The organism is Flavobacterium sp. xlx-214, assembly GCF_013874595.1.
Classification (GTDB): domain Bacteria; phylum Bacteroidota; class Bacteroidia; order Flavobacteriales; family Flavobacteriaceae; genus Flavobacterium.
Window position 1 is genome coordinate 2014078 of record NZ_CP059431.1, and the last position, 11929, is coordinate 2026006.

Annotated in this window: 11 protein-coding genes; 8 read left to right on the forward strand and 3 right to left on the reverse strand. The window is 34.0% G+C overall.

Going from position 1 to position 11929, the window contains the following annotated elements:
• The first annotated feature begins 112 nt into the window (after positions 1-112).
• The 5 genes from H1R17_RS09510 to H1R17_RS09530 all read left to right on the forward strand — a co-directional run bounded on the left by H1R17_RS09510 (position 113) and on the right by H1R17_RS09530 (position 6726).
• Positions 113-613, forward strand: coding sequence for a histidine phosphatase family protein (locus H1R17_RS09510; RefSeq protein WP_163432604.1), 501 nt, complete (start codon positions 113-115; stop codon positions 611-613).
• Positions 597-2687 (forward strand): polyphosphate kinase 1, encoded by a 2091-nt coding sequence (gene ppk1 / locus H1R17_RS09515; RefSeq protein ID WP_163432605.1) that lies wholly within the window; start codon positions 597-599, stop codon positions 2685-2687. Before H1R17_RS09510 ends, ppk1 begins: the two co-directional genes overlap by 17 nt.
• Positions 2687-3601 (forward strand): Ppx/GppA phosphatase family protein, encoded by a 915-nt coding sequence (locus H1R17_RS09520; RefSeq protein WP_163432606.1) that lies wholly within the window; start codon positions 2687-2689, stop codon positions 3599-3601. The genes ppk1 and H1R17_RS09520 overlap by 1 nt, the downstream gene beginning before the upstream one ends.
• Positions 3602-3694: 93 nt before the next feature.
• On the forward strand, positions 3695-5161 hold the full coding sequence (locus H1R17_RS09525) for an aminoacyl-histidine dipeptidase (RefSeq protein WP_163432607.1): 1467 nt from the start codon (positions 3695-3697) through the stop codon (positions 5159-5161).
• Positions 5162-5475: 314 nt separating this feature from the next.
• Positions 5476-6726, forward strand: a complete 1251-nt coding sequence (locus tag H1R17_RS09530) for a site-specific integrase (RefSeq protein WP_163432608.1) — start codon at positions 5476-5478, stop codon at positions 6724-6726.
• Positions 6727-6824: 98 nt separating this feature from the next.
• On the opposite strand, the gene H1R17_RS09535 is transcribed toward H1R17_RS09530, so the two are convergent.
• Together H1R17_RS09535 and H1R17_RS09540 are read right to left on the reverse strand one after the other, a co-directional pair.
• Positions 6825-7106, reverse strand: coding sequence for a helix-turn-helix domain-containing protein (locus H1R17_RS09535; RefSeq protein ID WP_034979496.1), 282 nt, complete (start codon positions 7104-7106; stop codon positions 6825-6827).
• The gene (locus H1R17_RS09540) at positions 7103-7399 is read right to left on the reverse strand and encodes a helix-turn-helix domain-containing protein (protein ID WP_163432609.1); all 297 of its coding nucleotides are present in this window, start codon (positions 7397-7399) and stop codon (positions 7103-7105) included. Before H1R17_RS09540 ends, H1R17_RS09535 begins: the two co-directional genes overlap by 4 nt.
• Before the next feature lie 1327 nt (positions 7400-8726).
• Here H1R17_RS09540 and H1R17_RS09545 point away from each other — a divergent pair.
• The 3 genes from H1R17_RS09545 to H1R17_RS09555 all read left to right on the forward strand — a co-directional run bounded on the left by H1R17_RS09545 (position 8727) and on the right by H1R17_RS09555 (position 10769).
• Positions 8727-9275, forward strand: a complete 549-nt coding sequence (locus H1R17_RS09545) for a BfmA/BtgA family mobilization protein (RefSeq protein WP_163432610.1) — start codon at positions 8727-8729, stop codon at positions 9273-9275.
• 4 nt (positions 9276-9279) lie between these two features.
• Positions 9280-10254: a DUF5712 family protein gene (locus H1R17_RS09550; protein ID WP_163432611.1), complete on the forward strand. Its 975-nt coding sequence runs from the start codon at positions 9280-9282 to the stop codon at positions 10252-10254.
• 95 nt (positions 10255-10349) lie between these two features.
• Positions 10350-10769, forward strand: coding sequence for a hypothetical protein (locus tag H1R17_RS09555; protein ID WP_163432612.1), 420 nt, complete (start codon positions 10350-10352; stop codon positions 10767-10769).
• Positions 10770-10944: 175 nt separating this feature from the next.
• Here the strand turns inward: H1R17_RS09555 and H1R17_RS09560 are convergent, their stop codons facing one another.
• Positions 10945-11724 (reverse strand): hypothetical protein, encoded by a 780-nt coding sequence (locus H1R17_RS09560; protein WP_240453364.1) that lies wholly within the window; start codon positions 11722-11724, stop codon positions 10945-10947.
• Between the last annotated feature and the right edge of the window lie 205 nt (positions 11725-11929).

Sequence of the window (11929 nt, forward strand, 5' to 3'; positions counted from 1 at the left end):
CTTAATATCCAATCACAAAAAAAATGCTAAATGATAAAAAATACTTAATCATTTTTTTCTATATTTAATAAAAAAGAATTTTAAGAAACAAAATCTGAAAATTTGTATGGCTATGAAAAAATTGATTTTAGTAAGGCATGGAAAATCTTCTTGGGAAATGCCGCTTGAAGATCATGAAAGACCTTTAACAAATAAAGGAATTTCTAATTCAAATAAAATTTTTGAAAGTATTACGCAGAACTTGCCCGATAGATTTTTAATATGGTCTAGCACAGCTAAAAGAGCTCACGATACAGCTAAAATATTTAATGAAGCGTTTAATATTCCGCAAGAATTAACCATTCTTAAACCAGAACTTTATACGTTTGATGCTTCTAATTTAACCAAATTGATAAGAAATTGTGAAGATACTGTTCCTAATTTAATAATTTTTGGTCATAACAATGCCATTACAGATTTTGTTAATACATTTGGAAACAAATACATTGAAAACGTGCCTACTTCTGGTGTGGTTGTTCTTGAATTTGATGATGAACAATGGAGTACCATACAAAAAGGCAACGTTACAAAAACACTTTTTCCAAAAGATTTAAATAATGCAATTAGGACATAATAGATACATAGATCGTGAAAAAAGCTGGTTGGCCTTTAACGAACGTGTTTTACAAGAGGCTGCAGATCATACCGTGCCTTTACTTGATAGATTACGATTTTTAGGAATTTTTTCTAATAATTTAGACGAGTTTTTTAGGGTACGATATGCAGCAATTCGCAGAATTTCTATTTCAAAAAACGGCAATAAAAAGTTGGTTAATGGTGTAAATGCAAAATCGCTTTTGCAAGAAATTACCAATATTGTAATTAAATTACAAGCAAAAAGTTTAGAGATTTTAACCGAAATTGAACACGAGCTAGAAGGCGAAGGAATTTTTATCTTAAACGAAAAACAGTTAGATGAAGAGCAAAGAAAATACATTCAAGAGTTTTTTATTCATAAAGTATCACCTGTTTTAGTAACTATTGTATTAAATGATTTATCAGAATTTCCTCATTTGCGTGATTCTTATGGTTATTTAGCAGTAAAATTAGTTAAGAAAGATTCGGAAGAAGGCACAAAATCAATTCGTAAAAGAACACGCTATGCGTTAATAGAAATGCCTTCGCAAATCAATCGTTTTGTAGAGCTTCCTGAAAAAAACGGAAACCAATACATTATGCTTTTAGATGATGTTATTCGTTTTAATCTCGATTATATTTTCTCGATTTTTGATTTCGAAAGTATATCAGCTCACATGATTAAGATTACACGTGATGCTGAGCTTGATTTTGATTCTGACTTACATAAATCATTTTTAGAAAAAATTTCCAATTCTGTACGTGATCGTAGAGTAGGAGAAGTGGTTCGATTTGTTTATGATAGCGAAATTGAAAAAGATACATTGGATTTCTTTTTGGATAAAATGGATATTGAATCAGTTGATAGTATCATTCCAGGAGGTAGGTATCACAACCGTCGTGATTACATGAATTTCCCTAATTTAGGTCGAAACGATTTAACGGCTGGAAAAGTGCAACCCTTGCCAGTTAGCGGCTTAAGTTTGCAAGGAAGTATTATTCAACAAATCAAACATCGCGATTTTTTAGTACATACACCTTTTCAATCATTTAATTATTTAGTGAAATTTTTGCGCGAAGCTGCTTTAGACCCTAAAGTTACAAGTATAAAAATCACTTTGTATCGCTTAGCAAAAAACTCTCAAATTATTTCATCTTTAATAAATGCTGCAAAAAACGGCAAGCAAGTTACAGTGCAAATTGAACTACAAGCACGTTTTGATGAAACCAGTAATATTAATTATGCTGAGATAATGCAAGCCGAAGGCATCAAATTAATTTTTGGAGTTAAAGGTTTAAAAGTACATAGTAAAATTTGCGTGGTTGAGCGCATGGAGAATAAGAAAATTAAACGCTACGGTTTTGTTTCAACGGGTAATTTTAATGAAAGTACTTCTGCTATTTATACCGATGTTACTTTACTAACTTCAAACAGTGGTATTATGAAGGAGGTAAGAAAGGTGTTTGAATTTTTTGAAGTAAATTATAAAATTTATCGCTACAAAGATTTAATCGTATCTCCTCATTACACACGCAACAAATTTGTGAAGCTAATTGATAATGAAATTGAGAAAGCGTTAAATGATAAACCTGCAATGATTCGTTTAAAAATGAATAGCTTGTCTGATTATAAAATGATTGATAAGTTATACGATGCAAGCAGAGCTGGTGTAAAAGTTCAATTAATTGTACGTGGTATTTGCTGTTTAATTCCGGGAATTCCTGGTATGAGTGATAATATTGAAGCCATAAGTATTGTTGATAATTTATTAGAACACTCTAGAATTTATATTTTTGGAGTTGATAAAGAGGCACAGGTTTACATTTCATCTGCCGATTTTATGACTCGAAATATTGATGAGCGTGTAGAAGTAACGTGTCCTATTTATGATGATGCCATAAAGAATGAGTTAATTGAAACATTTCATATTTATTGGAACGGAAACGTAAAAATACGCTTACACTCTGAACGATTAGAAAATAGATACAAACGTACAGGTACTGAAAGATTTAGAGCGCAAGAAGAAATTTACAATTATTACAGAAACAAAATTGATGTTATTTTAGATTAATGATTAAGATAAAAAAATATGCGGCTATAGACATTGGTTCCAACGCAATGCGTATCCTTATAGCTAATGTAATTGAAGAGGAAAACAAACCCACACAATTTAATAAAAGCCATTTAATTCGTGTGCCTATTCGTTTGGGGCAAGATGCTTTTACAGTAGGTGAAATTACCGAAGAAAATGCTGAACGCATGGTAAAGGCAATGAAGGCTTTTAAACTCTTAATGGAAGTTTATCAGGTTGAAAAATATGCAGCTTGTGCTACATCAGCCATGAGAGAGGCATATAATGGCCAAGAATTAGCTCAATTAATTGCCAAAAAAACAGGAATTAAGATTGATATTATCGATGGTAAAACAGAGGCAGCTATTATTGCTAATTCTGATTTAGCTTCGTATATTAAAAAAGAAGGACATTATTTATATGTTGATGTTGGTGGAGGAAGTACCGAGTTTACTCTTTTCTCTAATGGAAAACAAACAGTATCAAAGTCGTTTAAAAACGGAACTGTTCGTTTGTTAAATAATATGGTTACAGATAGTGTTTGGACAGAAATTGAAAAATGGATTAAGACACATACACAAGATTTAGATGTTGTAGATATTATTGGTTCTGGTGGTAACATAAATAAAATTTTTAAAATGTCTGGCAAAACCAATGATAAACCTTTAACGCAATTGTATTTAAATCAACAGTTTAAATATTTAAGTACACTTTCTTATGAGGATAGAATTTATATGTTAGGTTTAAATACAGATCGAGCCGATGTAATTATACCCGCAATCAAAATTTATGTCAACGCTATGAAATGGAGCAATGCCAAGCATATTTATGTCCCAAAAATAGGACTTTCAGATGGTATTGTAAAAGCCATGTATTTTGAAAACACCAAAATAAAAGTTCATAAGATATCATAGATTATAATTTAAAATCATATAAGCCATTTTAAACCTGTTTTAAAATGGCTTTTTCAGTAATAATAACTAAATTTGATACATAAAATTTAAACAATGAGTCAAGATATTCGCAATTTAGAACCGTTACCACTTTGGAATCATTTCGCTGATCTAAATGCAGTCCCTCGTCCTTCAAAAAAAGAAGAACGCGTTATAGCATTTATGAAAAAGTTTGGAGAAGATTTGGGGTTGGAAACTAAGGTAGATGAAGTAGGAAATGTAATTATAAAAAAAGCCGCTACTAAAGGGATGGAGAACCGTAAAACTATTGTTTTGCAATCTCATTTAGATATGGTACATCAAAAAAACAACGATACTGTATTTGATTTTGATGCACAAGGTATTGAAATGTATGTTGATGAAGATTGGGTTCGTGCAAAAGGAACTACTTTAGGCGCAGACAATGGTATTGGTGTTGCTACAATTATGGCTATTTTGGCTTCTAAAGAAATTGAACATCCAGCAATAGAAGCTCTTTTTACCATAGATGAAGAAACCGGAATGACAGGTGCTATGGGGTTAAAAGGTGGTTTATTAGAAGGTGAAATACTTCTTAATTTAGACACCGAAGAAGATAATGAAATTGATATAGGTTGTGCTGGTGGTGTTGATGTAACTGCTAGAGCCGAATATGATGAAGAAGATACTCCTGATGGTTCTGTTGCTTACACCGTAACTGTAAAAGGTTTAAAAGGAGGTCACTCTGGAATGGATATCCACAAAGGGTTAGGTAATGCAAACAAAATGATGAACCGTTTGTTATTTAATGGTTTTGATAGTTTTGGTTTACAAGTAGCATCAATAAATGGTGGTAGTTTACGTAATGCTATTCCTCGTGAAAGTGTTGCAGAAGTTATCATTGCAAATGTATATGATGAAGCTTTTGTTTTTGATATGCAGCAAATTGTTAAAGACATTAAAGCAGAATATGCAACAACAGAGCCTAATTTGGAGATTATTTTTGAAAAGAAAGAACAACTTCCTACCAAAGTAATGCCACCAATGGCACAATTTTATTTAGTACGCGCCTTGTATGCAGCTCATAATGGAGTGTACAAAATGAGTGCTGATTTTGAAGATTTAGTAGAAACTTCAAATAATATTGCCAAAGTAACAGTTGGTAACGGCAAATTACAAATTCAATGCTTAACGCGTTCATCAGTAGAATCATCAAAATTTGATTTAGCTAATGCTCTAAGATCTGCATTTGAATTAATGGGATGCGAAGTTGAATTTTCAGGATCATATCCTGGCTGGACTCCTAATCCTAATTCTGAGATTTTAGAAGTACTTTCTGGATTATATGAGAAAATGAATGGTCATAAAGCTGATGTTATTGCTTGTCATGCAGGTTTAGAATGTGGTATATTAGGAACTAATTACCCTGATATGGAAATGATTTCATTTGGTCCAACAATTCGTGGAGCGCATTCTCCAGAGGAACGCGTTTCAATAACATCTGTTCAAAAATATTGGAAATTTGTTTTAGAAATTTTAAAGAATATTCCTTTAAAAAAATAATTCATTATAAAAAAGACTGATTTTTAATCAGTCTTTTTTTGTATCTTTAAAATAAAGATTCAGTAAAAATACATCAAAGATTAGAAACAGGCAAAACGGTTGTAAATAAAGACTTTACAACCGTTTTATGATTTTTTTTGAATGAGGTAAAAAGCAGTAAAAAGCGAGGTTTGGCAAAAGTAAGGTTACTAAAACGTTACTCTTGGGAAATATAAAAAATATATTTTAATACACTGTAATTCACTTATTTGCATTATTTTTCATATTGTTCCGTAGCTCACATAGGTTTAATTTTATCATTAAGAATTGTGAGTATGGAAACGACAAAAAAATCAACATTTAAGGTATTATTCTATCTTAAAAAGAATGCACCGAAAAAAAATGGAATGGTACCTATTATGTGCAGAATTACTATAAATGGTAGTCAATCTGCTTTCAGTACCAAACTGGATATTTCGGTATCAAACTGGGATCTGAAATATGGAAGAGTTTTAGGGAAAAGTAGAGAAGCACAAAACATAAACGGTAAGTTGGACAAAATCCGTTTGAATATGGAAGAATGTTATTCCAAAATTCTGAAAAATGAGGGGAACGTGAATAGCATCAAATTAAAAAATGTATATCTTGGGTTAGGAAATGGAGAACTGACCTTTTTCAAGTTCTGTGAAAAGTTTTTATTAGATTTTGAAAAGAAAGTTGATAACGGATTACGTTCCAAAGGAACGCTGGGTAAGTACAATATTTTATTTACGCATCTAAAAGGTTTTGCCCTTTCTAAATATGGTTATTCTGATGTACATTTTAATGATCTAACCTACGAATTTGTACAGGAGTTTGATTATTATCTTCGTGACGAACAAAGCTTGGAACATAACACGATCTGGCTTTATATGATCGGTTTTACCATAATCTGCCGATTAGCAATAAGCAGAAAGCATCTTGCATTTAATCCGTTCAGCGAGTATAAGAACACCAAAAAGGATAAAGATCGTGGCTATCTGTTACGGAATGAGTTGGAACAGCTTGTAACATTCAACTGCGAAAAAAAGAAAGACGAATTGGTCAAAGATCTGTTTGTTTTCAGTTGCTTTACAGGGCTGTCTTATTCGGATATGAAAGGATTAAAAAATAGTAATATTCAGGACTTTTTTGACGGTAACAAGTGGATAATTGTTCGCAGAAAGAAAACGGCTACATCGTCAAACGTGATGTTGTTGGATATTCCAAATATGATTATTGAAAAATATGCAGGAATAGCAAAACAGGATAAGGTATTCCCTGTACCATCAAACACCACCTGCAATGACAGTTTGATGCGTATATCCCAACAGATTGACTGCCTTAAAGAAAAGAAAGTAACTTTTCATTTGGCTCGACACACTTTTGCTACTTTGTTTTTAAGCGAGGGCGTTCCATTGGAAAGTTTAAGCAAAATGTTAGGGCATAAAAATATTGCCACTACACAGATTTACGCCAAGATACTTAACGAAAAAGTTGGAAAGGATATGCAAAAGGTATCACATAAATTTAAGGGTATGGAGCAGTCTTTTGTGACAAGCCTTTAACATTATATAACAATTCATTAAAAACAATACAGCCCACTGCTTAAAACGGTGGACTGTTTCTTTAATTGATCGATAAGGTTACAGTTTCAAACAAACGGTTAACGTTGATAGTTATCTTCCAACACCTTGATAATATCGCTTTCACGAAAAAGAATTTTCCGTTCGAGTTTAATAAAAGGTATCAGTCCGTCATCTCTGTACTGTTGCAATGTCCGTTTGCTGATATGTAGCATCTCGCAAACCTGTTCGCCTGACAGGTAGATTTCCCCTTTTAAAAGTGGGTGGAAATATTCCCTGATATACAGCAGTTCATTTTTGATACCTACCACAGCTTCGAGCAGGGCAAGCATATCTTCGTTTGAATTTCCAATCTGTTTCATTTCTTTTGCTTTTTTAATGGTCGCTTTCCCTGCATCAGTGATACCACTTCGGATAATCTGAAATATGTTTTCCGATTGATTTGCGTTGCCCCAAGAATGCCTTTTGCCCTATACGTCTGCAACGTTCTTTTGCTGATATTAAGCAATTGGCAGGCTTCCTGTTGGTCAAGCCATTTCGTTGCCTGTTGCAATGCTTTGTAGGGTGCAGTCATTTCCCCAATCAATAGAGAAACTTCCTTTACTTCCCTGTGCAATGCTTTCAAAATCTGAATGTCTAAAACCGTTATTTCCATATCACGTCATTAAGAGCCCTAAAAGTAAAAGACAAAGTCTTACATAAATGTAGGGTTGCCGTCAAAGGTTATGTTTGGCGGTCATTGGCGGTATGAATGGAATTTTAAATCCTAAAAACACTTTATTTTCCCTGCACCTATTACCATTTCACATAAAGAGTTTTGTACGGATATGAGAAAGCATAACAAAAACATCCAACACTTTGTTGGTAAATATTTTCGATATCCTTTCTGTGGCTCTGTCAGCCACAAGAGTTTTAAAAGTAAATAATCCGCTTTTCATAAGCGGAAGTATTAGGATTAACAGTTTTCCAAATCAAACAGATAAAAAGGCAGCTAAGTTGGAAAGAACAGCCCACGCACCAGCCAGCCAAAAGCTTACGGCATAATGAAAAATAAAAAAGAACAACTAGCGTTAAATTCTTTTTTATTTCTCACCCTTCGGGACTTATTCCATTTCCTTTTGGCATTGGAATGTCCTTTCCGTTTATCTGCTTTCTTTTTTTCTGTTTTTTGTTTTGGAAAATATTTTTTGAGAGGGAGTTTAACGGATATTGAATCGGGTTAGGATGTAGATACTACTTGTTTTCCTGACAGGCGCTTATTGTAGGACGCTTTATCTGTTAAATTATAGGTGTTAAAAATTTGTCTTTTTCTGCTTTGGAAATTTTATTCAAATAGATATACCTGATTTTATATTTTACCGCTTTTATTGTTTTAAGTTTTTAAAACCTAATGCTTTTACAACCGCATTTCTTACCACTTGCTTTACAAGTTTTCCGCCCTGTTTTATCCGTCCTGTCCCGCATGATCCATGCGTTCGGATTTTATAAGGTGGTAGCATTTGGCTTTCAGAGGTAGTATTTGGCACTGTGTTGTATTACAATAATTTGAGTTACACTCCTTTACTTTGCAGATACACTTATGAGGTGGTTCATTGATGAAAACATCAAAGAACAGATAAAAATCGGAAGCAGCTTCGGGCTGCTTTTTTCGGCTAATTCCAACCCGTCTGCAAAACGGATTTTCTGAACCCGTGTTCAGAGCAAGATACTATTATGAGAAGTAAGTTATTTTGAGGTTTTTTTAAAAATAAAATATAGGAACAATGAGAATATTCAGGGTACATACAAATGTTTTGGAAAAAAGCAAGCGGGAGTTGGGCAGAGCCCTACTCGCTTGCCTCTTTACTGGCGTTGCAGAGGATTTTGGTATACCAGAGGTATACCTGTAGCCATTCAGGCTGCATATAAAAGCAAAAAAGGTATACCACAGGGTATACTACCATTTAGAAAAAGATTGATGTGCGTTTAGAAAACAAGTGGTTATGAAACAGAGAGATACCAACAGTATCCGTTACCCCAAAGAAACGGATGATAAGATAGAAAAGCTGGCTAACAGTCTTGGACGGAGCAAGAAAGAACTATTTTGCCAGATGGTGGACTATTTTTACCGTAGCAAAAAAGATCCCGATGACCCCAACGATGAAATCCTAAAACGAGAACTTTCTTCAGGTATTAACCGTATTTTGTCCTTTATACGCCAACAGGAAAAGGACTTTCTGTTGCCTTTATTTACAGATTCCGATGTATTAAAAAAAATTTCTTTAAGACAAAAGGACTTTTTGGAAGGGATAGGAAAACATCTTTTAACCGAAAGTGAGCAAACTTCTATTGTTGCCAAACGCAGTGAACAGATCCTGAATGGATTGAAACACTTGGTTTCAAAACAGAAAGAAAAAGAGGTTTTGAAGGAACAGTTTGCTCAATTGCTGGATTATTACATCAACCAACGGGAAGAAATGGGTTGGACAACCTTAGGAGTAAAGAAAGAAGAGCTTATTGCCCATGTAAGACAATCGCTCAAAAATCTGTAAAATCATGTTTATAAACATAACGGATTCCGAGACGGGAAATAACAAAGCAAGCTCAGGACAATTGGTGGGTTATCTAGAAAAAGAAAAACGTACCGCACTTGAAGAAAGCAGAGAAAATGAACTATGGTTCAATAACCTGAACAAGAATATCACTCCGCAGGAAGTACGGGTGAAAATTGATAACAACATCGCCAAATTAAGCAGGAACGATGCAAAGTTTTTTTTGATCAATATCAGCCCCAGTGAAAAAGAAATCATTTACCTCAAAGAACAGTTTGGTGAGAAAACAGCAGAAGAAAAGCTAAAAGAGTATGCTACCTGTGTAATGGATGCATACGCACGTAATTTTAAACGCTCAGGAATAGAAAGTGGAAAAGACTTATTGTGGTACGGCAAATTAGAACGTCACCGTTACTATCATCATACCGATGAAGAAGTAAAAAAAGGTACTGTAAAAACAGGACAACCTAAAGAAGGTGAACAAATGCACGTACAGATTATTGTCAGCAGAAAGGATATTAAAAATAAAATAAAACTCAGTCCGATGAATAATTCCCGGGGACGTAATGAGCAACATTCTTCTAAGCTTGGTCAGTTTGACCGAGTAGCTTTTAAAGAATCAGGCGAATTACTTTTTGACCAGATGTTCGATTACAACCGCTCTTTAAAAGATTCAGTGAGCTATGCACTCACAATGAAAAATGGCAATGCCGAGCAAAAAAGAGCTATTCATTTGCTGGAGCAACTTGAAAGTAAATTGACTGATACAGAAAGGCAAAACGTTCCTGATACTGCAAAGGATATTTACCAAAATAACAATACGGATTTAGCCCAACTCATAGACACCATTGGTAATTCTACGGTAAGTATTTTGGGTACTCTATTCTCTTCCGAACCGTTGGCATATGAGCATGCGGATGATCAGGTTCCTCATTTTAAGAAGAAGAAAAAAAGAAAAAGACGCCCTGGGGGAATATAAGTATGTATTTACAATCCCGTCAAAAATAATTAGATTTACCTTTCATAGACAGAGACCATCTACCGTAGTCCGCAAAAGCGGGCCACTTACTTTCTATGGACCAGGATTTATTCCGATCTGCTGCAATGCCATTAGAAGAAATAAAAGGCGAACGTAACGGAGAGCCTGTACACAGATTGGTATATTTTGCTTTGAACGATAAAGAAGAAAAAGTAAGCAATCCATTTAAAGCATCTCTGTTTGGCAAACACTCAGGGTTGAACGGTTTACAACAACATTTTGAGATTTCTAAAGAGAGAATGAAAAATAACCCAGCAAAAGCCATTCTTAAAAATGCAATTGAATTGGCAATACATATCACAAACAGTGAAACGGAATTTAAAAAGCAACTTGTACAGCAAGGCGTTAATACAGTTGTGAGACGTAATAATGAAGGACGGATTTACGGAATGACTTTTATCGACCACGAAAGGGTAGAAGGATTTGTTTTTTATTTAAACTTTAAAACATATTAAAAGCTACAGTTATAAATATTTAAGACAAAAAAGAAGGTGTCTAAAAAGGTAGATGAGTCGCCTGAGAATTGAATGTTCGAGTACCTTGACTGTAGGGGGAGGGTACGAATAAAAATGACAAAAAATGTAAGAGGCTGACCTTTTTAGACAGCCTCTTTTATCGTTAAATTATAATCTATTTACCACAATTGGTGTTGTAATCCGTTAATATTTCCATTGCCATTTTCTGAACTTTTTCACCACTCAACTCCATCTCACTCTTCAGCAAGCTTCCCATTTTGGAACGTTCTTTTTCCTCTTTTTCAGGATTATAACTTGCATATTCTTTGTTAAGCATCTTGGAACGAACAAATTCACAGTCTTCCGTTAATTTTTTCATATCCTTACTGTCCAGTTCTTCAATTTTACCGCCATTCTTAGATACAAGAATTCGTGGTTTTGTTCGGATACGTTTTAAGTCTTCTTCCATCTCCTGTACCTGTTTGTTACCGACGGCAACCGAAGTAGGTAAACCATATAGACGGTATACTGTAATAGGTCCCTTTATCATAGTTTCTGCCATATAGTTACTGTTCGATAAGTTCTTTATCATCTTGAGATTCCCTCCAAGTCCGCCACTGGCAGCTGAAGATTCACGGACATTGGTATATTTAATCAGTTCAAATTCACGCAGTACATCGCCGTCATATGCTGCGTAACCTTTTAGATCGTCTGTATCAAGTACCTTGAATTTCTGTTTCTTTTTACTCATATCAATATCCTTCTTCGCAATGAATTTTACTTTTTGCTGGTTTACCCATGGAGAATCTTCAGATCCCATCAGGCGTACCACGCCTTCGATCTTGTTTCCCTTTTTGTCTATAATCCATCCTTCTTTTTCATTGGCTCTTAATTCATAATCGGTATCATTTTCCTGCGCAAACGAACAAATAGGCATCAGCGCAACTGATGCCATTAATAAGAAATTTTTAATCATAAAAAATTAATATATAATAGGTTAATAAAAATTTGATGTATTGGTCTATCGGTAAAACTATGCCATTTTTATGCTCTATATAAAACTTTAACAATGATTTCACTATCGTAATTTTAACGTTAAAAATTAATATCTTTTACCTATAAAATGTCCCTTTTGTTCTATATAGTTCAAAAACTATGTG